This is a genomic window from Halorubrum distributum JCM 13561, from assembly GCF_000337395.1.
GTDB lineage: Archaea > Halobacteriota > Halobacteria > Halobacteriales > Haloferacaceae > Halorubrum > Halorubrum distributum.
Window position 1 is genome coordinate 43,199 of record NZ_AOJF01000057.1, and the last position, 22,830, is coordinate 66,028.

The following is a 22,830-nucleotide window of genomic DNA, read 5'->3' on the forward strand; positions in this document are numbered from 1 at the left end:
CTTTTATAAACCTACGGTCCCTATTCTTTATATGGATCTCACTCTCCGCCAGCTTGTCTTCCTTGAGCATGAAATGGAGAAGATAGTCGACTCAAAGGACCGAGACCTTGAGGGTCGAAGTCATGCTTCCTCTGTGTTAGAACGCATTAAGGAGGAGTTACAACAGAAGAAAGAACAGCCCAACTAACGATCTCTGTTTCTGGCGAACGGTCCCGAAAGATTCCTCCTCGCATCGCGTCGTGAACACTTTTCACTACCGAATGTGTCGGCTGTGATATGACTGATAGCTCGGGGATTCTCGACGCCCTCCATGGGATTTCCTCCCGCTTGAATGAGGATATGAGCGAAAAGGACGTGGAGAATACCTTCCTCAATGAAAACTTCTACACCCTCCTTGGATACGAGGGAGCCGGACACGATCTCCGAAGCGAATGGACGCTTCCCGACAACCGGCGTCCGGATTACGTCACTCTTGACAGCAACGAGTCAGTCACAGCGGTCTACGAGTTCAAAACGAGCGGTCGTGAACTCGGTCCTCACGAAGAGCAACTGTTCCACTACGTAGACGAACTCAAAGCTGACTACGGTGTCCTCACCAACGGGAATGAAATCCGACTCTATCGGCGGGAAGAACACTCTCGACTTCTGACGATCTCTCTCGAAGACGCAACAGAGAGCGACGCCGCCGATCTCGAAGCAGCACTCCGAAAACCGGAGTGGGACATTACCGATCCCGAGAGTGTTACAGTCTTCCTCGACGGTCTCGACGAAGTGGAACTCGACGGCCAACTCGGACAGGAACACTTCTTCGAGACGTTCCGGCTGGAGGAGGACAGCCCCTTCGCTAATCTCGTGACGGCGATGATGGACCTACTCGTTGAACTCCGTGACGAACAGGAGGCAAAGTTCGTGAAAGGAGCATACGACTTCTGGGAGGCAAGCTACGCCAGCGAACCAGACGAGACACCCGACTCGTGGGAACCGTTCATTGAGGGTAACCAGTCTCTCCGGGATTTCATGTTCTGTCTGGAGTCCGGTCACGCTCTCCTGGCACGTCTACTGCTGGCAAAGGCGACCGACGATCACGACTTCTTCCCGAACAGCAAGGGCCTTCGTCGGTACTTCGATGAAATCGGTGGTTTCAGCGGGAACATCGAACTTGACGCATATCCCGTCGCAGCGAACGGGATGATCGAGGATATGCGGAATCAGCTCGTCCAGAGTCTGTTCGAGGACGACATTTTCATCTGGTGGACGGACGGCTACGGCGAACAAACTGCGAGTCAACACGAGAACCCGTATAACCGCTTCCGTGACGTGGCTAAGGAGGGAAGCGAGGTTAGCAGGGTAAGTCCAGCAACCCGTGAGAGATTCAGTCGCGCTATCGCTCACGTCTCCTTTGCGGTCCTCAAGTTCGACTTCGCAGAGATCGAGGGCGACCCGCTCGGCGATCTCTACCAGCGGTACTTCGATCCCGAGACCCGGCAGGCGCTTGGAGAGTTCTACACGCCACAGCCGGTCATCGACTACATCATGGACGGCGTGGAGTACGACGTCGGCGTATCAGAGGAGCGTCTCATCGATCCATCGTGCGGTTCTGGGACGTTCCTCGTCGAAGCGGTTAATCGTTATCTTGAGGACGTACGTCGGTACAACGACGATCCTGATTGGTCAGAACATCTCACCGAACTGTGTACGACACCGCATATCGTCGGACTCGACATTCACCCGTTCGCGGTGTTGATGGCGCAGATTCGCTTCATGGTCGCTATCCTCCCTGAATACCGGGAAGCGAAGCAAGAGACTGAAAACTTCACTATACGACGGCTTCCGATTTTCCGAACTGACTCCTTGCGGAACGAGCGCGAACTAACGGGAATCGATCTTGGGGATGACGGGCAGACGCAGATGACGCTTGACTCGATCACGGAGGACAGTCAGGACGTGAAGATCCCCGTGCCCCTACCCATTGAGGTCGATGAAGATGAGGTAGCTGATTCCGAACTTGAGGACGGTTTCCTCGTCCAGCGAGTGCGGATGCCGAAGTACGATACGGCCAAAGTGAACGCCGGTGTTCGAAACTTCGGTGAGTACTACGCAGCCCTACAAGGCGTACTCGACGTGGTGAAATTCCATATGCAGGAGAGTTGGTGGGAGTACGGTGGTGGACTCGAAGAAGGAATCCATCGCTACACGACTCGCGAGTACGAGGGCGTCGAGGAGTTCTTCGAGCCGTACGTTAACGACATTCTCGCGACCGTTCGATATCTACAGGAGGATCACGGTGATGGCCGGCTATTCAAAATGTTCGAGGATACTGTCCTCGCACTCGTCGTGAAGAACTACATGGACTACGATTATGTCGTCGGAAACCCACCTTACGTTCGCGTTCAAAACCTTCCTGACCGGCAGAAAGAGTACCTTGATCAGCTCTATGACTCCGCGATAGGAAATTATGATTTATATTGTCTGTTCACCGAACGAGGAATCGATCTTCTGGACGATGGGGGTCGGCTCGGATACATCGTCCCGAACCAGTTCATGCATACGGACTACGGTGCTGGAATGAGGGCGGAGATATTGGAGCGGACGTCAATCGAAGAGATGTACGATTTCCGCAATTCGGGTGTCTTTGAGGATGCTATGAATTGTCCTGCCATCTTCATTCTGGAAGAAGAGGATAAAGCAGACTTGAGGGGTGAAAATGATATTCGCAGCATCCGAGTAAAATCAAATATCGACAAGGAATCTGGCCGTGCGGTTGACGAGAAAGTTATTGACTTGGTGAGTGAGAAACGTGGACACGCGGGATATAGCGACCAGTATATGGATGTTTTTGATTTCCCCCAGAACCGTCTCACGGCAGATGATTACTGGGCACTGATGCCACCGCATGAGCTGGAGATCTTCGAGAAGCTTGAACGAAATGCCGACCAGAGAATATCTGATGTTGTTGATTCAGTGTTCGCTGGGACACAAACTGGAGCAAATAAGATCTACGTTGTCACCCCCGTTGATGCTGATCGGATAGATAGTTCAGATGGTGGTAGTACTGTCACAGTCAAACCATCTGGAGAGGAGCGGACATACGAAGTCGAGACGGATCTTCTGCGTCCTTGGCTCCAAGGAAACGATATTCGACGGTGGCGTGGTGACTGGTCTGGTCAGCACGTTATTCTGCCATATTACGTCGAGGGAGAGGGAGATCAGCGAAACGCACAGCTATACGATCCTGATGAGATGCGTGAGAACTTTCCTCTCACATGGGATTACTTTGAGGACCATCGTGATTCTCTCGAATCGCGGGAAGGAGGGCGTATGCGTGGGCGAGATGACTGGTATGGGTTTACGTATCCGAAGAGTCATGAACGGTTTGAGCGGTTGAAATTAATAGCACCCGCCATCTCTATGGATTCTCGGTTCATGTTCGACGAGACCGGGAGTTGGTACTTCAAGACCGGATACGGTATTCAGGCCGAGCCTCACCTGGAGGACCAGACATCGGTGTTAGCAGCTCAACTCAACTCGAAAGCGCTTAATTTCTATTTCAAGCATATTGCGGCGCTCAAGATCAGCGGAGCGTATGAATATCGCGCACAGTTTGTCGAAAAATTACCATATTTGTCCTCTGATCAGACTAAAACGTCTGATGACATTTCGTCGAAAGTCGAGAACATCATCGAAATCGTCGATCTGAGTAACAAGACAGAGCGGTTCCCCGAAGCGTATTTCGGCGATTTCGATGGCGAACTCGGATACATTGACTATGAGTGGCAGACACGACGTTATCCGGTGAACGCAGATATTCAGGAGAAAGGAACAGAAGGCCGGTTCGCCGTTACCGCTGGTCGCTCCGACGAGATCACCGACCCCCTCATGGATCAAGGAGATCGTGAGGAACGCAAGCTTCGAGCGCAGTATGTTCATGCTGCCGTAGACGGTCGGAGTATGAAGAAGAGAGAAGAACAGACAATTCCGATTCCAAGGTCGAACGAAGGGGTCCAACAACTCATTGAGGCGCTGGAGGCCGATCGACAGGCTGTCGAAGAGACGAGTATCGAAGAGCTGGAAGCGGAGATAGACGAAACTGTGTACGACCTGTTTGAACTGACTGAAGACGAAAGAGACGTTATCGAAGACTACCTGGAAGTGTTTTAACAGCAGGTCTACCCCGAAACACCCTCCGGGTATTAGACGGAAGAGTTCGTTGTAGAAAGCGGCCTATGAATATCGGATTCATCCAAGATGTGGTCGTCATGATTGGATTCTATGGTGCCGGTCTATTTGTTCATGAGTTGGTGCATTTTCTATTTGGGCGTATATTCGGAGGAAATACGTTCTTCTCTCGATATTGGTTAAGGGTCCCGACTCAGGTGGACTTTCGAACGCCACACGAAATGAGCAATCGACAGGTCAAAGCAACTGCTGGGGGCGTTCTTATGTTTCCGTGTATCGCACTCCTTGGAGCGTACTTACACTCAACCCCGATTTTTGCCTTCGGTGTTGGGGGTATCGGAGTCAGTATGACCGACATGATGGGCTTCCAAGACCCTGATGCGTGGAAAGATTTCACAGCGGGCGAACCGATAACCCGTGACGATTTCGAATAACAGCTCAGAGCGGGTTGGAGTTTCGGTACTTTGAGGCCGCCGCCTCAGAAAGACCTGGCAGATGGACAGTCAATCGACCTCCGAGATCGACTCGATGGTCCGTACCGTCGAGAGGATTATCGCCCAAAATGATGCTGTTCTGAGCCAGTACGATGACGAATACACTCCCGCTTCAGAAGTATCAGCTAATTCCGGCTCCCATGTGACCGATCCAGAATCGGTGGACCTGTTCGAATGAGCTGAGGGTTGGTCGTCCTCAGATTTCTTTCACCCAACCTATCTCGTCGGTTCGCTCCTCGAACCCTTCGGTCTCAAGGATGTGTTCCATCGCAGAATGGATCACGTTGTTCGTCGTGACCTCAGAGGCTCCCTCTAATTGACTCCGATGAATGAACGCATTGAGTGTAGCTCGTGCTACTCCCTTACCTTGGTGTGGAGGTTCTACCATGAGATACTGTATGTCGCCAGGTACTCCCTCGATGGCTCCAACACAGTGCCCGTCGATCAATATATCGTACCCCAGTATTGAATCGGTGAGATCTATATCAGTTCGGTCTACTTGATCGGGGAGTTCAGCTTCGGCAATCATTTCTGTATGATCGTAGTATCTCCAGAAGTATAAATTTATTTATATAAAGAATTAAAGACCGATCTTTGTCTTTGACAGAAGCCTTGAGAGTTGGTTTGTCGAAGAACCAATCCTTTGAGGTGACTTATATTCCAGCTGTAGCTCGGCGTCAGAAATGATCCAAAAAATAATCGCTCCGCTCGCATTCCCTACTTCTTCCGCTGAGACATACGTCGACGCTGCTCCTTCCCAGACCCACCAGGAATCCCACGCAGTCGCCCACCAGCTGGCGACGACTGGATCGTATGAGAGTGAGAGTCTTTCCCGCGTCCCTTCCCGATGTTACTCGTGTCGGGACTAATGCTCGGTTGCGAGGGTTGAGTCTGCTCAGTACGGTCGACAAGTTGGGCCTCGAAGTGAGATCCCTGATCGACCATCCGCACGTCGTATTCTACACCGACCTCTCCGGCAGGAACGAGGACGGTCTTACCAGCGTGCTGCTGGTGAGCGATGGCGTTGCCGCTGTTACTGACGCGGTCAACAGTTATCGTCTGTGTCTGGGGTGCCATCCGCTCACAGACAACACATGATGGATATATAACCTTACGGGTAGCTTATAATTTGGCTGGATAATAGCAAGCCTTGGAGGGGGAATATTGCTAACGAAGAGAATAATTCTCACTCTGTCTCAGCAGAGACGACTATGAGCTACCCCACGGAAAACAACTCCAGGAGTTGAACTGCCATCTTCGAGTGTAGGTGGGCGGCAGTAATATACGTTCAACAACAATAGCGTGGCAACATGAATCGGGAGCGGCTTGAGTCAGAAATCAGTTCTCTTAGTGAGCAAGTTGACTCATTCGCCACTAAAGCATACAACATTGCCGACGACAGTACCTCTGGTAGCAAAATCAAGACAGAACGAGTGGATTGGGTACAAGTTGAAGATCTCATGGAGGAATACGAGATTTGGTATAACCAAGCACTCACGCTTGTTTCAACATACCTCCCAAAACGAGAAGCGGACTTCGCTCAGGCATATAACACCCTCTCATCGGTGATCCAATTTGATGATTGTGAGTTCACAAGGTTGGGAGTCTACAATACAGCGCTACGGAGGAATCTCACAACTCAACAAAATCTGCTTAATTCTATCCCTCCGAAAATTGACGCGGAGGAACTCCGTGTGCGAAAAGGCATCTCTACAGAAATTACTAATGAGGAGATTCACCAAGCAAAACAGTTGCTTGAAAGAGACTTGATTCGGCCAGCGGGGGTAGTTACAGGTGTCGCGCTTGAGCGACACTTACTCACAGAATGTGAGGTGACTGGGCGTGACGTTGAGTACGAATATGATTACGGCATCAAAGCGTTAGCCGATGCTTTGTATGAGGCGGACACCATCTCAAAAACACAACACGGACAAATTGAGTACTTAGGGAAATTACGGAACAAGTGTGCTCACGCTGATGAAGATGAACCCACATTGAGTGAGGTAGATCGACTAATCACGCAGACTGAAGATATCATCCGAGATCTCTGAATATCGATTCCTGGCAACAGTCCATAGTCGTCTCGTCTTTCAAAATCGAACCTTGGAGGCAGTTCATATGGCACGTTTCTCATCCAGCAGATGTACCAAGATGACTATGGCCTACCCAACGGAAACTCTACAACGACGGCACTCCCCGACTTGCTCGGAACCAGTTCCGTGGACTCGCCCATGACAATGCCGCCCCGTCGAGGAGAGCTTCTGGTGGATTCTCTTTGCCCCCATCGTAGACGTCTCCAACAGAAAGATGAGCGAGCTGAGAGGCGAGATACTGCGCTCCCAGCGTATTCGGACGTGGCGAACTCTCTTCGAGAATATTATCGAGCTTGTCCGGATATTCTGTGGCAACTTCGGGGGAGCGTTGGACTGTAATCGCTCCACCTGATCCATCAGTCCGATACTGGTGATGTTTTTGGCAGGCATTAACACAGTGATCCAAGTGTCTCTCAAGTCCCGTGTCGAAGTACTCTGTCGTCACCTCGTTGTCCGGATCGTCAATCCAGAAGTAGAGATGTTCGTGCGGAGTACCAGCACTTTGAGTCGGCGCTGTAACTGCGACCCATTCGTACGAGAACCCGTCAAGTTGGTAGTCAACGGCTTCCCGAACCGATCGATGAATGCTGCCTCCATGTAGCATTTCGTTACACTCCCACGGAGTGAGCCAATTTCCAGATTCGTCGATAGGTGAAAGCCGCCGCGAGAACATCGCCGTAGTCAACCCTTTGTACTCCGATTGGAAGTGACGATCGGCGCTGAGAATCCTTGGATAGAGATGATACCGATGGCGTTCGTACTTCGATGTACGGCCGGTAGCGTTCCATGAAGCTCGTTGAGTACGTAGGTACGCCTCTCGTGCCTCCTCAATGGATAGTGGCTCCCCGTCCTCTGTGAGTGGGTCTGGTAGTCGTTCTACCTTGACCGATGGAGGTGCGAGTGGTAGCTTTTGGCGAGCTGCGTGATTTGGATTAGACGGGTCGCCAGGTTCGGTTTCGTGGTGTCCGCCATAGTCGTCTCGGCTACCATCAGCTGTCAACACGAAGTCGCGGTATTCCGTCGATCTCGACTATCGTAGGATCAGAGTGAGATTGTCTGTGCTTTCTCAGAGGAACGGGGTCCAAGAACTCAGGAACGTCTGCTTTGATAGCCGGTATTTCATGATGGACTTCAGCATCGTGGACTTTTTCGCCATATTCTGCGTAGGCAGTCAACCGTGAGAGATTCAGCATATCCCCGTCTGGATCTATGAAATAGTCACGGTCATTTTGGGTCCAGTAGGTACAAGATCGTTCATTATCCGATTCACCGATACAATATGGATTCTGCTCGTTAGATTTAGAAATCGACATAAGATGTAGAATTCAGCAGCTGCCGCTATTCCTTGTCGTCAATTACCCGGCCAGCGAGTTCGTCAATTACAGCTCCGTAGGGTATTTCGTCGGTATTGTACATCGTAAGTCGTGCTTCATTGAGTGCGTCTTTTTCGGCACGGCTGACGCTGATAGTAGTTTCTCGCATAGTAGATTCAGGAGAAGGATTCGCCTCTGTCCTCCTCCACTGTTATTAATGGTAAAGGATTTATATACCCTTACAGGATAGCCGTTACAGCCTCTCTACTCCGTCCCGATTCCAAGGGTTTTTATATATTGATTCACCGAGGGATGGTGATGTTTGAAGTAGTCGGCGGGCATTATTATTAACAAAATCTGCTGATCTAATATCATCCATACGCTCTCATTATCCGAGACACAATATCCACAAGATCCGGCACATTGACTGACCCAAATTTTCTCACCTCAAACCAAAAATCTCTGAGAGACGGTCACTTATTAACGCGCTCAGAAGATCGACGAATGTTCCAACTTATCTTATATTATCTGGTATGATGTGCGTCACATAAGATATATTAAATATATCTGGCAGCTGGTCTGTGGGTCGATGCTCTCAGACTACTCAGGAGCGGTTTTCACACCGTGACGAACACAACCATTCATACCACGGGGGAATCCAACTGCGGGCCTACCAGACACCGTAAAATCGAACTGACACATAGAACACTTTCTCGCTATCAGGCTCCCGTTCGCGAGCTACACTTGGCAAGATCTTGACCGGCCAAATCTACGAGTATGTATTTGTCTATTATAATTCCAAATTACAACGCATTGAGGGGGAAGAAGTAGTGAGTCTAATCACCTTACTATTAGCTATAATAGTATGAATTGTATATTATAACGCATTGAGGGGAGGTAGTAGTACTGTAGCAGTTGCTGTAGTGGTAGCTGTTGTTGTGCTGTGCTGTAATTGCGTGTGCGTGCGGGCGCTGCTGTTGCTGTGCTGTGCCGCAGCGCGCGCGAGGCCGAGCGGTGTGGTGTCACTAAGTAATGCTATCACGGCTTCAGTATGCCGTGTGAGATGGCTCCGAACGGCACTCCGACTCAAAGGAGCGTAACTACGGATGATTGTATGGAACTCACTCACGCGGAAGGTGTATTCAGACAATTGCCGGCCGCGAACGAAGCACAATATGAGTGTCATCCGCCTACCTATCAGAATAAGTTATATTGTATAATTCTGGTAGTTATGTGCTATAATAGAGATCTCGACAGTGAACACGGAAGGGGATATGCCGACTCAATGCGAAGCTATCCGTGAGCAACGCTTGCGATTCAGAATCATATAATGTTCACCCAGGAAGCGAGTAAGAATCAATGAATTAAGACGACCTCTTTAATCCTTTAGTAATTTATTTGATAGGTATTAAGTGGGTGAAGCACGTATCAATGGTATGTTCCTCCGGTTAGATCAGACCGCTGATCACTGTGTCTATTACCGCGATACAGAGGATGACCGTGCTAACCACGTCGTATCTGATGGCCGGTCTATCTGTTCTCACTCGGTTGACGTCCCCGAAGACAGTTCATTGACGCCATTCGATGATATCTCGAATGAAGAGTGGTCATCACTTCTCAACTCCAATTCCGACCTCTGTACCTCGTGTCGGAAGTTCGCAGTACGGGGAGAGATTGTCCCCGAACAGTTCGTAGAGGATGAGCAGAAAGAGAACCAGATCCCAGATGATGAGGTATGCCCACCAGTCGAAGGCTTCCATGTCTATTATCGAGAAGGGGCTGCTCTCAACCCCAGCCCTCGTGATCATATTGTAGATGGCGGAGAAGCACTGTGCGATTATGGGGTTAACGTATCGACAGCAGAATCTCTCAAGCCAGTCGAGAATATCTCTGCGGGAGAGTGGTCGGTACTCCTTGGTAGCAGCTCAAACCTCTGTGGAGACTGTCGAAAGGCAGCAGAGTGGGAAGGAATTTTTCCCGAGGAACTTGTCGAGGAGCCGGTGTATGAGTGCCCGTACTGTGGGGATCCCGCTGTGGAAGTCAAACTGAGTCATGTCGCATATGTTCATCACGGCTCGAAGGCCCCTGGACGAGGTACTGTCCACAAAGCCCCTCGTGAACACTATGATGAGTGGCGTCGTAATCAGTAATTCGCCGCGAATTACGGCAGAGAATAGTGCCGACTCAATGCGGTACTACTCTGTGAACGATCTTTCCGAAGTATCACGTATAGTCTAAGTACGTCAGAGTTCGGAAACACTACACCACGCGCCCGTATCGCGTGAACTCATCGAGGCGCTGGTTCGACCAGTGATACGCGTTCCCGCGGCCGCCGCGACGATGAGTGACGTATCCCTCTTCGTCGAGTTCCTTCATCAGCTCGCCCACTTGTCGATCTCCGACTGACGTTTCCTCCGCGATCTCGTCGTTCTTCCACTCACCATCGGGCCACTTCTCGGAGTCGCGGATCGCTTTCACAACTTCGACCATCCCCTTAGACCAAGTGCTGACCTCCAAGCGTTCGTCAGCTTCCACCCACCAGGGCAAGCGCGAAGTGTGAACATATACTGTCGCACCTTTCTCCCCATCACTTGGAGTCCGGCCGAAGCGCATGATTGCCTGTAGAACTTCCTTCTCGACGACGTCTGCGAAGAGTGCGTTACCGAAGTCTCCGAAGCTCAACTTCACACCCTTCTTGACGTTTCCATCTTTGTCCTCTTCTCGTGAAACCGCTTTACCATCGATCGCTCCCCAACGGATCACTGCTTCCCCCTCCGGAGGGTGGGGACTACCGATGATCACCCCAAGCCGTGTTTCTGCGAACTTGTTACTCCCTTTGAGGTTCCCATAGTGTTCCGCGACCTCAATGTGTTCTTGTACGCCAGTCGATTCGTACTGTTCCTTTGCTTGCTTGGAGGTGATGACAGCTGGCCGAGAGCCTTCCTCCTCATGGATACTCTCTAAGAGTGCGCCGTCAGAGTCGACATTGACGTGAGACCCACTCTGATATGGCTTCGATCCAGCGTCTGTCTGTTTGATTTCGAGTTCAAGGACTTCTTGGAGGTATGCTCGCTTCTCCTCTTCCGAGTCCAAGACCTCTTCATGTTCTATCCAGTTCTCTCCAAGGGCCATTCGCCACTTCGAGACAGTAGGTGTTCCATCCAGAGCGACGACACTCTCTGCGGCGTAGAACGGCGGAGGAATCAGAACAGTCCACTCGTCTTCAGGACTTCTGACCGCCACTCGACCGGAACCAAGTTCGGCATACTCCCACTCGTTCTCTAAGAGGTCGAACTTGATAGCAGCATGAGTTAGGAGCGGCGCGTGAGCATGGAAGTGTGGACTCTGTTGGAGGACGACCCGTGTATCCCGGTGGGAATAGAACCCCAACTCCTCCTTCCACTCGGAGACAACCTGCTCGTGTTCTTCGTTATCATGCCGACGATGGAGATCTTTCCAGTTCTTGAATGGGAGAGCATCCTCACTTTTCAGGTAGTTACTCACCGCTCTTGTTGCGTCGTTATGAGTCGGCTCAAAGAAGTAAGAGTCACCAGGGAACTCGTCAATCGCGACATAGCGGTCTTCGAGATAGTCTCTATTGTGAGCTTGGAGGTAGTGGCCGATCAGGACGTCGTAGTCTTCGGGATTGAACTCCCGCTTCTCCATGTACCTACAGGGGCCGTCAAGCTGACACGGGAGATCTCTGCCAAAGTACCGTTGTGCTTCTCGGTGGATTTCTGCTCCCGAAATACCGGACTCATACAGCTCAGTAATTCTCCCCTCAATGTGGTAGTCCTCTCCGATGGTTTCGCACTCATGTTGAAACGCCGGCAGTACGAGGTAGTCTAATCCTTGTTCCCCACACCACTTCTCGTACTGTCCGTACAATTCTCGCCGAGAAGTGAAGATCGTCAGCGGATTCCCTGTACTTTCAGCCCACTTGACGGCGTGGTAGCTCTTTCCCATCGCAGGGAGAGCTTCAACGAGAGTGGTTCCATCTTGACTGAAGGCTCGGTGAATTGTTTCATTGAGACGAGAACGAACGTCATTTATCGTTAGATTTGAAGATAGACTTAGAGAACGGATACTATGATGTTGATTTGTACTCTGATTAAATACTAACGATGATTTTGTTGAAAATTCTCTTACTATGTCTGTTCAAGTAATCCAATTTATAGAACGGAGTAGCTTCAGTCAAGTGGTTGTATGATGTATTCATTAAAATCACCCCCTTCACTGGAAAACTTCTGCCAATTGTACTCAAGATATCCACCAGACTTCACATCTACAACATAAATCGAAAAAGGGCATTCAATATGAGATTCTGGGGGTCCCTCTGAGAGATAGTCTCTGGTGGCTGTTGTGATCTCATCAGTGACTCCTACTACATTTAAATAGGGCTGAAATGATGTATATTGCCACGTAGTAAGGTGTTTTTTGACCTCTTTTTGAAATTCAGGCAATGAATCTTGGAGTGATTCGGGTGTAATACTACGGTCGTCCATTAGCCCAACAAATTCATATCTTGTTCCGAGCATCTTACTGTGAGTTTTTTGAGATACGTGTGAGAATTTTTGTATGTCGAACTCAGATGGGCTATATTTTTGAGAAAGTATAGATGTTAGTTCTTTTTTGTACTCTTTTTCTGTTCCAGGAATGTCCATGTTGTCTACATATTCTCCTTCTATTTAGGTTGTACCGGTGGGTCACCTAATCAAGAATTGTTGATTCAAATATGTTACATAGATTTTATAAATATCTGCCATCATCTGGTACTATGGGAAAAACTAAGATTGAGTGTAACAATTGTAGTTCAGAATTTTCACCACACAAGAACAAGAAAGCAAAGGCGGCTGCTGTTGTTACTGCTGCCGGGGTCGGGGCGAAGGTAGGAGGTGGGTTTGGTCTGGTCTCGGGATGGGTTCCTGGAGGTGCGACAGGAGCTGGAGTTGGTGCCGCACTGGCTGGGAGCGCGACCGCTCTTGGGGCAAAGAGCGTCACACAGTGTCCCCATTGTGACAAGTCCCAACTATTCTAATCTACTTGTGTCGAACATCTCGTAACAAGATACCATACAACCAATCCTGCGAGACCTATCAATGCGAAACAACTTGAGAGTATAATAATAATGACCGATACCTCTCCGGGTGTTAAACAGGAACTTCGGAGATCAGTTGCGTTTGTGGCTGTAATTGATCTATGGACTGCTTTCGATGGGTTCCATGAAGACACAGCAGACGAATATCTCCAACCCCACCGTGATACTATCGCACAAATTTTAGAGGACTACCCGTCTCTCAGCCCGAGGCTTGACGAAAATCCAGCAGAGGTCATTGAAGACGACCTCAAAGCATCGGGACTCTTAGATGAAGTACCGATCAAGGAAGGTTTCGAAATGACTCGTGAGTTCTACAAAAGAGAAAATGTACTCCCAATTGAGTTAAAATAGAGTTGACAAGTTCTCATCTCCGATTTTAACAGGTCTGGGTCTTTTTTCTATTTCGGCTACTTGTCGATAGCAGGTAGCTATTAGTGGTTGTAGGTACTACTTTTCGGTGAACCCCGCCACGTATGGCGGTTTGGGACAAAAGTAGCCGGTGACTTGGTGAATTGCTGAGGGGGTGGAAGGCGAAGGCTCCGCCTTCTGGTGATTTACTACTTCACAGACGCGCGAAGCGCGTATGGGTTGGGGCGGATTCGAACCGCCGACCTGCTCCGTGTGAAGGAGCCGTCATAACCTGGCTAGACCACCAACCCGCTCGTGTCGAGGTATCCGACCTCCGAACTTAAGAGTTACCTTCCGCCGAATCGTTCATGTCCCACCCGCCCGGATCGCCCCCGTGACCCACGAACTCCGCTTCCTCGAACGCCTCCGCCAAGGCGTCGCGAGCCTCCTCCACGCGCCCCTGTCGCTTGTCGGGCTCTACGCAGAGCGCGAGACGCCTCGCGAGCAGTACGCGTTCACGCTCCGCGAGCCGTATCCGATCGTCGAGGCGCAGCTCCACCGGCTCGGGTTCGTCCGCAACCTCGTCTCCTCGCTCAAGTACCGCGACTACGAGACGCCTCCGGAGACGACCGTCGCGAGCTGGGTGCGGTACCCCGAGGGCGCGCTCGCGAGCGACCACCAGCTCCACCTCGCGCTGTACGCCGGCGCCGACCGCTCGACGACCGACGTGTACGCCCACTGGGAGCCGTCGTGGATCCGCCACCCGATCCGGCACTACCGCGCGACCGACGTCGACGCCGAGAAGGGAATCGAGCGGACGCGGTCACTGTTCGAGGAAGCGGGCATCGAGTACGCCGTGCTACCCGCCGAGGAGCGGATCGGTCACGACGCAGTCGCCGCGTCCGGACCGCCGATCGGATAAGGAGTCCGCGGCGTGGCTACTCCGCGGCGGCGTCCTTGCCGCGGTACTCCGCGACGCGCTTCCGGGCGGACGCGACCGCCTCGCGGGCCTCGCCCTCCGCGCGCTCTTCCAGTTCTTTCAGGTCCGCTTGGAGCTTGTCCAGCCGCGAGGGTTCCGGTTCCGGTTCCTCGTCCTCGCGCCCGACGAGCTCCTTCACGCGAGCCTCGACCGGCTCTAACTCCTCGACGACCCCCGCCTTCGCGTGTTCCGCCGCTCGACCGAGGTAGTACCGTGCGTCTTCGAAGTGCTTGCTCATATCTGTCCTTTGGGCGAGGGCAGATATAACCTTTGTGGCGGCGCGGCGGGGACAGGATCTCCCGGCCGGCTCACTCGCGCGCGCCGGGCGGTAGCGGGTCGGCGTGGTCAGCGATCGCCTCGGAGACACGGTGCGGGTGTTCGTGAACCACCCAGTCTGTCTCTTATACACATCTCTGATGGCGCGNGCTCAGAGATGTGTATAAGAGACAGGTCCTGACCGCCCCAAATCACCAGCGTCGGCACCGAGACCTCCGTCTTCGGCGGGTCAGGACGGTCGCGGACGATCGCGCGGTACCAGTTCACCATCGCCTCGAAGGCGCCGTCGCGGTTCCACGCCCGTCGGTACCGCCGCAGGTCCTCGTCGGTGAAGGTACCGGGCGCGCTCGTGTCGCGTAACGCGTCCGTCGCGAGCCGCCAGTTTCCGGCGCTCGCCACCGCCTCGGGGAGCTTCGGTAGCTGGAACGCGAGCATGTACCAGCTCTTGAGCCGCTGGTCCCACGAGCTGCGCAGCGCGCGCTCGAAGACGGTCGGGTGCGGGACGTTGATCGCGACCAGCTCCGAGACGCGCTCCTCGTGGCCGAGCGCGAGCCACCACGCCACCGCGGCGCCCCAGTCGTGGCCGGCGACGGCGGCCGTCTCGCGGTCGTAGGCGTCGATCAGCCCGACCACGTCGCGTGCGAGTTCGTCGATCCGGTAGTCGCGCACCTGCGACGGCTTCGCGGAGCAGTTGTAGCCCCGCTGGTCGGGGACGACGACGCGGTAGCCCGCGTTCGCGAGCGGGGCGATCGCCTCGTGCCAGCCGTACCAGAACTCCGGGAAGCCGTGAAGCAGGACCAGGAGCTTCCCGTCCTCGGGGCCGGCCTCAACGACGTGAAGCGGCACCCCGTTCGTCTCTATCGCGCGGGACCGGCCCGGCACCGACTCCGGAATCTCGTCGTCGGGGACCGGTTCCGGCAGCGCCGCCTCGTCGACCGGCCGGCCGGTGGGCGTCTCGTCCATACCGATCCCGTGCGTCGGCACCGTCAAATAGGTACGCTCGCCCGGTATGTGGGGGATCGAAATCCTCAAGCGGCTGGCAACCACCCTTCCAACTATATCCGCGAATCCCGGCGTTCGCCCGCGGTGAGCGCGTTCTCCGGGGATTCGCACCGTACCCTATGACATCCGATTCGTCGACCCCTTCAGCAGCGGACGCGGACGCGTCGAGCGACGACGCGACCGTCTCGAACGTCGTCCTCGTCACGGTAGACTCCCTTCGCGCGGACGCCGTCTCCCCGTACGACACCGACCGCCGCTCGCCGGTCATCGACGGGCTCGCAAACGGCGGCACCGTGTTCGACCGCGCGTTCGCGACGGGCAACTGGACCCCCTTCTCGTTCCCGTCGATCCTCGCGTCGGAGCCCGTGTTCGCCCGGTCGGGCGACATCGGCGTCGACGAGTCGGTGACGCTCGCGGAGGTGCTCTCCGACGCCGGCATCGCGACCGGCGGGTTCAACGCCGCGAACGGCTTCCTCACCGACCACTGGGGGTACCCCGACGGGTTCGACGAGTTCGAGCCGTTCGTCACGAGCGTCGGCTCCAGCCGCTACAGCCGGTACCTCGCCGCGCATCCGACCGTCGAGGCGTGGATCCAGCTCGCCTCCTCGCCGATCCGCCGGCTCGGCTCGAAGGTCCGCGGCGAGAGCGACGACCGCCCGTTCCTCGACGCCTCGCGCATGTTCGACGTCGAAGACGCCGCAACCGGGTTCGTCGACGACACGGACGAGCCGTTCTTCCTGTGGGTCCACTACATGGACACCCACACCCCGTACGTCCCCGCGCCGCGGTACATCCGCGAGGTCTCCGACGGCATCGTCGGCACCCACCAGATGCTCCACGCGCACGCTCGGACGAGCCTCGGCCTCGAAGTCGGCGAGCGGACCCTCCGCGAGCTCCGGACGCTGTACCAGGCGACGGTGCGACAGGTCGACGCCAGCATCGGCCGCCTGCTCGACAGCCTGGACGAGGCGGGCGTCGCCGACGACACCGCGGTGCTGCTCGCCGGCGACCACGGCGAGGAGTTCCAGGAACACGGCCACCTCGCCCACTATCCGAAGCTGTACGACGAGCTGATCCACGTCCCGTTCGTTGCCGACGTGCCCGGGCTCGACGGCGGCCGCGTCGACGGTCACGTCGGACTCGACGCTATTCCGCCCACGGTGGCCGACCTGCTCGGCGTCGACCCCGCGCCCGAGTGGCACGGCGAGTCGCTCGTGCCGGTGCTCTCCGGGGCCGACGAGACCGGATCGGCGGCCGACGACGACGCCGACGGTCCGGACGTCCCCGACGACCCCGTCGTCTCGGTGACCGTCCGCGGCGAGGAGGTGACCCAGCAGCCGATCCCGCGGTCGCTGGCCGACGGCGACCTGTTCGTCAGCGCGCGCGACGACGACTGGACGTACATCGAGAACGTCGACGCCGGCGACCGGGAGCTGTACCACCGCCCCTCGGACCCGACCCAACAGGAGAACCTCGCGGTCGACCCGAATGAGGAGGAACAGGCGGTCATCGACCGGTTCGAGCCGGTCGTCGACGCCCACGCGGAGCTGCTCCGCGAGCGCGGCGCCGCGGCGGAAGCGGCCGCGGCCGAGCGCGGCGAGGAGGAGGTCGACGAAGACCTCGAAGCCCGCCTCGAAGCGCTCGGGTATAAGTAATGGTCCGCGCCCTGCTGCGCAACCTCGTTAGCGGACCGCTCGCGGTTCAAATGCGCCGGTTCGTAATGGTGGGCGCGTTCACCGCAGGGATACAGATGGGCCTGTTGTGGCTGTTCGACGACGTCGCCGGACTGAACTATCTCCTCGCCGCGACGATCGCCATCGAGATCACGATCGTCCTCTCGTACGTCTTCAACAACGCGTGGACGTTTCGGGCGAGTCAGAACACCGGCCTGTCCGAGTACCTCGGCGGACTGCTTAAGACGAACCTGGTTCGCGGTACCGCGTGGCCGATACAGATCGGCGTGCTCTACGCGCTCGTCGAGTGGGGCGGGATGACCGCGCTCGTCGCGAACGTCCCCGCGATCCTCATCAGCGGGCTCTACCGCTTCGCGCTCGACTCGCAGTGGACGTGGGGCTAACCCGCCGCCCTCGCTTCGAGTCCCTCAGAACGGGAGCCGCGGCTCGACGCGCTCGACGAGGTCGCGGACTGCCTCCTGTTTGTAGTAGCCGACCGCGGACGCGGCCACGACGAGCGCGACGAGCGCCATCGCGGAGAGGAACCGGCCGCTCGCGAGCTCGCCGCCAGCGTACACCGTCAACACGTACGCCGGGAGGCGGCCGACGGCGATGACGCCGATGAAGGTGGGGAGCGACCACTTGGTGAGGCCGCTCAAAAAGCAGATGGCGTCGTCGGGGAGCCCGGGGATGATGACGAACGCGAACAGCCCGGGAATTCCCACGGTGTCGACGAACCCGTCGAACCGCTCGATCACGTCCTCGTGGATGACGTTCTCGACGAAGGAGCGACCGTAGCGTTTCGACAGCGAGAAGGCGACCGCGCTGCCGATGAGGACGCCGGTGAGGCTGTACACCGTACCCCAGAACGAGCCGAAGAGGTAGCCCGCGACGAGGGCGACGACCTGTCCCGGGATCGGGGCGACGATGACCTGGAGGGCCTGGATGCCGATGAACACGATGGGGGCGAAGATACCGAACTGGTCGAGCCACGTCCGGAGGGCCTCGGCGTCGGTGATGAAGCCCGCGTAGCGGCTCACGAGGACGTAGAGCCCGACCGCGAGGACCGCGACGCCGACCACGGCCGCGATCCCCCGCCGGCGGTCCGCCCGCGAGGAGAAGAGTTTCATTCGTATCGTAGCGGGTGACAGAGGGTCTTGAAGCTTACCAACGCCGGGATCGACCGTCCCGAGACGGACGCGGGGCGAGGAGGCGTCTCAATCCAGCCGCTCCGCGCTCCAGTACGCCATCCGCATCGGAATCCCCTCGCCGTCGCGGTAGTCCGCGCCCTCCGGCAGGAACCGGAGCTCGTCGAGCGGACGGCGGGCGACGGCCGCCAGCCCGAGCGCGTCGACCGCGTCGTCGACGGTCGGGTCAGCGCCGACCGCGACGTCGCTCTGCGCCTCGGAGAGCACCCGACAGACCCGGCCGAGCGCCGCGTTCGGATCGTCGAGGTGGCCGTCGAGCGCGCCCAGTCGCTCGCCGACGCCCGGCGCGCCGGTTTTCGAGTGTTCGAGCGGGCTGCCGTTGAGTCCGCGGAAGCACACCTCGGGGTGCGCCTCCAGAATCCGCTCTCGCGCGGCCTCGTCCTCGCGGAGGAACGCGTCGACCTCGCCGACCGCCGGCGCGATGTGGTACGACTGCCGGCTGAGCCCCTTGTCGAGGTCGGCGCGGTTCCGCTCGTTCACCGTCTCGTAGTTGGCCCCGTCCGTCGCGGCCTCGCACGCGTTCCGCGACGGGACGGGAAACACGCTGCTCGGACGCTCGGCGGCCGACCGCGCGGCCGAGTCGACGGCCTCGCGGGCCGCCAGCGTCTCCGCGTCGTGGGGGAGGCCGATCGGCACGTCGACCAGCATCCGGTCGACGCCGTCGTTCCACAGCGCTTCGAGGTCGCGTTCGAGGCGCGGCTCCGGTTCGTCGCCCTCGAACACGACCGCGAGCCACGCGCCGCCCGCCCAGTCGACGCCCGCGACGGTGTCGGGTGTCATCGATCGATCGCTCGTTCCCGTGCCTATTCAATCGGTCCGGTCCGCGGACCGATCGCTCGGGGCATAGGGCCCTGCGAGGCGCGGTCGAAGCCGCGACGCGGCGCGCTACGGCGAGACGGGTACGTCGTCCGTCACGGGAACCGCCGGGTCGACGGTCACGTCGAACCGGACGCCGCCGCTCGCGCTGTCGCCGACCGAGATGTCCCACCCGTGGGCGTCGGCGATGCGCTCGACGATAGTCAGCCCGAACCCGGTCCCGTCCGTGGCGGTCGTGTACCCCGCTTCGAACACGCTCTCGCAGTCCGTCTCGTCGAGCCCCGGTCCGTCGTCGGCGACGTAGAACCCGTCGGCGGACGCCCCGATCGTCACGGTCACGGGCGACCCGCAGTGGTCGTCGACGTTGCGGAAGAGATTCTCGAGGAGCCGCCGGATCCGGGAGCGGTCGCCGGAGACGGTTATCTCGTCGTCCGCCACGTCGAGCGTGTCGGCCGGACAGCCGAACGGTTTCCAGGCCTCCGCTGCGAGCGCGCCGACGTCGACCGGCTCCGGCTCGGACACCGACTCGCCCTCCTTCGCGAGCGTGAGCAGCTCGTCGATCATCTGCTCCATCCGCTCGTGTTCCCGTTCGAGGGCCTCGAAGTGCGTCGCCTCGCCCTCAGAGCGAGCCATCTCCGCCGCCGTCTTCGCGTTCTGGAGCGGCGTCCGGAGGTCGTGCGACACGATCGACGTGAACTCGTCGAGCCGCTTGTTCTGTCTGATCAGCTCCTCGCGCTGCCGCTGTTCGCGCGTCGCGTCACGGAGGATCCCCACGGACCCGCGGAACTCGTCGTCGAACGGGAGCGCGGCCATGTGGTCGTAACACGGCACCGTCTCGCCGTCTTTCGTGTGGATGTCCACCCGGAACTGCTGCGTCTCCGGCCCCGCGCTGGAGACGATCGTCGCGAGCATGTCGTTCGCCCGCTGGACACCCTCGTCGGACTTGATCTTGCCCGGCGGGCTGCCGATGATCGCCTCCCTGTCGTAGCCGACGAGGTCGAGGAACGCCTCGTTGACGTACTCGAACTCCGCCTCGGCGTTCACGACGTAGATCGGATAGTCGAGCGCCCGGAGGACCGTCGAGTACCGCTCCGACTCGATCTGGGCGCGGTACTCCGTCGCGGCGTGCTTGACCCGGTTGGCCAGGCGGCGGTGTTGGTCGGGGCCGCCCTTCTGGAGGTACCCGGTCACGCCGGCGTTGATCGCCTGCGCCGCGATCTCCTCGCTGCCCTTCCCCGTGTAGAGGATGAAGGGGAGGTCGGCGTAGTGATCGCGGACGGCGTCGAGCAGTTCGAGCCCGTCCGTCCCGGGCATCTCGTAGTCGCTCACGACGCAGTGGACGGACCGCTCGTCGAGCGTGTCGAGCACCGCGTCCGGACTGGCCACCGTGGTTATTTCCACGTCGCCGAGCTCCCGCTGGATGAAGGATTTGGTCAGGTCGAGAAACGCGGGATCGTCGTCGACATGTAAGACTTCGATCGACGCAGTGGCGGCTTCATTCGGGTTATCGATCGACATTCCAACTACCGATCAAGAGGGGTTCTAAACGGAAAAATATCTGGCTGTAGTGTCTCGTTTCGAGAAGTCGATGGGGGAGCTGATCGGCCGCTCGTCCAGAATATCTTACACTTCAGATCGCCGGCGACGCGACCGCGATTTCCGCCGTTTCGGCCTCCCCGCTGCGCCCGGGAAACGCACGTCTCGGAACGCGGTGGTCGGGTGACATCCGCGGCGGAACACCGCGGCTTCACCGAAGGTAGGTACGCGTCTGTAGTCGGCGGAAAATGCGGGAGAAGTGGGCCGGCACGAATTTGAATCGTGGTTACGGCCACCCGAAGGCCGAAGGATACCAAGCTACCCCACCGGCCCGCACTCGACAGAAGGCCGCTCGTTCTTTTAATCCTTCCGAAAGGGGGGCGATCAAGACGGACCGGAGGGGCGAGGAGTCGATAGAATATCCAGTTCATCGACGCCAGACGCGGGTACCACGAAGCCCCAGTCGCGAGGACTCGATGCGCTCGTTGCGGTCCTCAGTCGCTCGTTTCACTCGCTCCCTGCGGTCCTTACGTCGCGCGTCTTCGTCCTCGCGACTGCCCCTTCGAGTCCCGCCCCGCACCGCAACCGCACCTCACGCCTCCCCAGCCTCGTCAGGCGCGTCCTGCGGGCTCCCTTCGGTCGCCCTCGTCGCGCCCGACTCCCTCGCGCGTGCTGACTCGCGCCCGTCGTGCGCTCGCAGGCACGCGCCACCGCTGCCGCGTCATCAGTTATAAATCGTCGTCGCCATCTCCGTCGACTGTCCCCTCCATCTCGAAGTATCGGTCGCGGTGCTTCCGACAGCCGGGGTTGAACGCGGCGCCGCACGCGGGGCAGGCGTCGTCGTCGGCCGCGAGGTATTCGCGGGCCGTGAGCGTCGTCCCGCAGGCGCCGCACAGGACCGCCGGCTCGTCGAAGCGGTCGCGGGGCCACGGGACCGCCTCGTGGTCGGCGGCCGCGTCGTGACAGGCGTCGCAGGGGTAGTACGTCTCACAGCAGCCGAACCGGAGCGCGACCACGTCGACGGGGGCGTCCCAGTGCGCGCAGCGCGTCTCGGGGTCGACGGAGACGCCGCGCAGCGGGACGTCGAAGCGCGGGTCGGTGTCGGGCGCGGTCGTCGTCTCGCGGTCGGCGGTATCTGTCGGCATCGCGCTCGGGGTCAGTAACTCGCGTACCCGTCGGTGTCGAGCCAGTTGTGGACGACGGTAACGGTGTGGTCCGCGTGGAGGGGTTCGGGGCCGACTCGCAGCCGCCGCTCCGCGCGGTCCGCGATCGCGTCCGCCTCCGGCTCGGCGAAGTCGTGGTGGTCCGAGAGCACGAATACGGGGTCCGTCGGCGGCTCGGCGTCGCCCAGCGGGGCGCCCTCCTCGTGGAGCTGGACGAGCGTCCCGTCCGGACCGCGGCCGTCCCCGCCGACGAGCCGGTCGAGCGTCGCGTCGAGCCCCATCCGGCGGAGTTCGACGCCCGGAGAGACGTCGGCGGGCATGTGGCCGATCGCGTCGTCCCGCGCGGCGAGCGAGTCGCGGATCCGCGCGGCGACGTTGCGCTCGTCCGGGTGGAGGTGGCGGAGCGTGTCAGAATCGAAGGTGACGGTGAACTCGTCGGCGACGACGAGGTGGACCCGGACCGCCTCGCGGATCCCGTGCGAGAGGAAGACGCCCGCGCTCACGCACCGACAGAGCAGATCGAGCCGCCCGGCCCCCGGGATGTCCGACAGCGATATCGCGTCGGGATCGGTGGGCACGTCGCGGCCGATGACGACGAACTGGCGCATATCCGGGGCTCGCCCCCGACCCTCATAAGGCGTGCGACCCTACCGCC

General features: G+C 57.6%; 20 protein-coding genes and 2 tRNA genes. 9 read left to right on the top strand and 13 right to left on the bottom strand.

All coding sequences use genetic code 11. The annotated features are described in order from the left end of the window. Positions 1 to 31 precede the first annotated feature (31 nt). From C470_RS15960 to C470_RS15965, 3 genes are all read left to right on the top strand, one after another. Entirely contained in the window at positions 32 to 187 is a 156-nt protein-coding gene (locus C470_RS15960) for a hypothetical protein (RefSeq protein ID WP_160162946.1), read from the top strand. 89 nt (positions 188 to 276) lie between these two features. Beyond that, entirely contained in the window at positions 277 to 4,158 is a 3,882-nt protein-coding gene (locus C470_RS13685; RefSeq protein ID WP_008367969.1) for an Eco57I restriction-modification methylase domain-containing protein, read from the top strand. Between the two features lie 513 nt (positions 4,159 to 4,671). Continuing rightward, on the top strand, positions 4,672 to 4,848 hold the full coding sequence (locus C470_RS15965; RefSeq protein ID WP_160162947.1) for a hypothetical protein: 177 nt from the start codon (positions 4,672 to 4,674) through the stop codon (positions 4,846 to 4,848). Between the two features lie 18 nt (positions 4,849 to 4,866). Here the strand turns inward: C470_RS15965 and C470_RS15800 are convergent, their stop codons facing one another. Next, the gene (locus C470_RS15800; RefSeq protein ID WP_152418675.1) at positions 4,867 to 5,199 is read right to left on the bottom strand and encodes a GNAT family N-acetyltransferase; all 333 of its coding nucleotides are present in this window, start codon (positions 5,197 to 5,199) and stop codon (positions 4,867 to 4,869) included. Between the two features lie 781 nt (positions 5,200 to 5,980). On the opposite strand from C470_RS15800, the gene C470_RS15805 reads away from it, so the two are divergent. Then, positions 5,981 to 6,721, top strand: coding sequence for a hypothetical protein (locus C470_RS15805; RefSeq protein ID WP_152418676.1), 741 nt, complete (start codon positions 5,981 to 5,983; stop codon positions 6,719 to 6,721). A 127-nt stretch (positions 6,722 to 6,848) separates the two neighbouring features. On the opposite strand, the gene C470_RS16490 is transcribed toward C470_RS15805, so the two are convergent. Next, on the bottom strand, positions 6,849 to 7,766 hold the full coding sequence (locus tag C470_RS16490) for a hypothetical protein (protein WP_152418677.1): 918 nt from the start codon (positions 7,764 to 7,766) through the stop codon (positions 6,849 to 6,851). Positions 7,767 to 9,512: 1,746 nt separating this feature from the next. On the opposite strand from C470_RS16490, the gene C470_RS15815 reads away from it, so the two are divergent. Next, a complete protein-coding gene (locus tag C470_RS15815; protein ID WP_152418678.1) occupies positions 9,513 to 10,226 on the top strand; it encodes a hypothetical protein in 714 nt (237 codons plus the stop codon). Between the two features lie 109 nt (positions 10,227 to 10,335). On the opposite strand, the gene C470_RS15820 is transcribed toward C470_RS15815, so the two are convergent. Both C470_RS15820 and C470_RS15825 read right to left on the bottom strand, forming a co-directional pair. After that, entirely contained in the window at positions 10,336 to 12,042 is a 1,707-nt protein-coding gene (locus C470_RS15820) for a hypothetical protein (RefSeq protein WP_152418679.1), read from the bottom strand. A 224-nt stretch (positions 12,043 to 12,266) separates the two neighbouring features. Then, complete coding sequence (locus tag C470_RS15825; protein ID WP_152418680.1) at positions 12,267 to 12,740, bottom strand: hypothetical protein; 474 nt, start codon at positions 12,738 to 12,740, stop codon at positions 12,267 to 12,269. Positions 12,741 to 13,204: 464 nt separating this feature from the next. Between C470_RS15825 and C470_RS15830 the strand changes: the two genes are divergently transcribed. Beyond that, positions 13,205 to 13,525, top strand: coding sequence for a hypothetical protein (locus C470_RS15830; protein ID WP_152418681.1), 321 nt, complete (start codon positions 13,205 to 13,207; stop codon positions 13,523 to 13,525). Between the two features lie 233 nt (positions 13,526 to 13,758). Here the strand turns inward: C470_RS15830 and C470_RS13710 are convergent. Beyond that, a tRNA-Val gene (locus tag C470_RS13710) sits at positions 13,759 to 13,833 on the bottom strand. An 83-nt stretch (positions 13,834 to 13,916) separates the two neighbouring features. Here C470_RS13710 and C470_RS13715 point away from each other — a divergent pair. Then, positions 13,917 to 14,444, top strand: a complete 528-nt coding sequence (locus C470_RS13715; protein WP_008367978.1) for a hypothetical protein — start codon at positions 13,917 to 13,919, stop codon at positions 14,442 to 14,444. Between the two features lie 16 nt (positions 14,445 to 14,460). Here the strand turns inward: C470_RS13715 and C470_RS13720 are convergent, their stop codons facing one another. Both C470_RS13720 and C470_RS13725 read right to left on the bottom strand, forming a co-directional pair. After that, positions 14,461 to 14,739 (bottom strand): DUF7553 family protein, encoded by a 279-nt coding sequence (locus tag C470_RS13720; protein WP_004598964.1) that lies wholly within the window; start codon positions 14,737 to 14,739, stop codon positions 14,461 to 14,463. A 107-nt stretch (positions 14,740 to 14,846) separates the two neighbouring features. After that, entirely contained in the window at positions 14,847 to 15,740 is an 894-nt protein-coding gene (locus tag C470_RS13725; RefSeq protein ID WP_008367980.1) for an alpha/beta fold hydrolase, read from the bottom strand. A gap of 158 nt (positions 15,741 to 15,898) precedes the next feature. Between C470_RS13725 and C470_RS13730 the strand changes: the two genes are divergently transcribed. Together C470_RS13730 and C470_RS13735 are read left to right on the top strand one after the other, a co-directional pair. Then, positions 15,899 to 17,434 carry a sulfatase-like hydrolase/transferase gene (locus C470_RS13730; protein ID WP_008367983.1) on the top strand — a complete coding sequence of 512 codons (1,536 nt, stop codon included), beginning with the start codon at positions 15,899 to 15,901 and terminating at the stop codon, positions 17,432 to 17,434. Next, the gene (locus C470_RS13735; RefSeq protein ID WP_007345932.1) at positions 17,434 to 17,856 is read left to right on the top strand and encodes a GtrA family protein; all 423 of its coding nucleotides are present in this window, start codon (positions 17,434 to 17,436) and stop codon (positions 17,854 to 17,856) included. The genes C470_RS13730 and C470_RS13735 overlap by 1 nt, the downstream gene beginning before the upstream one ends. Before the next feature lie 24 nt (positions 17,857 to 17,880). Here C470_RS13735 and C470_RS13740 read toward each other — a convergent pair whose 3' ends face one another. From C470_RS13740 to trmY, 6 genes are all read right to left on the bottom strand, one after another. Continuing rightward, entirely contained in the window at positions 17,881 to 18,582 is a 702-nt protein-coding gene (locus C470_RS13740) for a TVP38/TMEM64 family protein (RefSeq protein WP_004598968.1), read from the bottom strand. A gap of 87 nt (positions 18,583 to 18,669) precedes the next feature. Further along, positions 18,670 to 19,440 (bottom strand): DUF429 domain-containing protein, encoded by a 771-nt coding sequence (locus C470_RS13745; protein WP_008367985.1) that lies wholly within the window; start codon positions 19,438 to 19,440, stop codon positions 18,670 to 18,672. A 105-nt stretch (positions 19,441 to 19,545) separates the two neighbouring features. Next, positions 19,546 to 20,994, bottom strand: a complete 1,449-nt coding sequence (locus C470_RS13750; protein ID WP_008367987.1) for a sensor histidine kinase — start codon at positions 20,992 to 20,994, stop codon at positions 19,546 to 19,548. A 278-nt stretch (positions 20,995 to 21,272) separates the two neighbouring features. Then, a tRNA-Pro gene (locus tag C470_RS13755) sits at positions 21,273 to 21,345 on the bottom strand. 395 nt (positions 21,346 to 21,740) lie between these two features. Then, a complete protein-coding gene (locus C470_RS13760; RefSeq protein ID WP_008367989.1) occupies positions 21,741 to 22,157 on the bottom strand; it encodes a CHY zinc finger protein in 417 nt (138 codons plus the stop codon). Positions 22,158 to 22,168: 11 nt separating this feature from the next. Then, positions 22,169 to 22,783: a tRNA (pseudouridine(54)-N(1))-methyltransferase TrmY gene (gene trmY / locus C470_RS13765; protein WP_008367991.1), complete on the bottom strand. Its 615-nt coding sequence runs from the start codon at positions 22,781 to 22,783 to the stop codon at positions 22,169 to 22,171. Between the last annotated feature and the right edge of the window lie 47 nt (positions 22,784 to 22,830).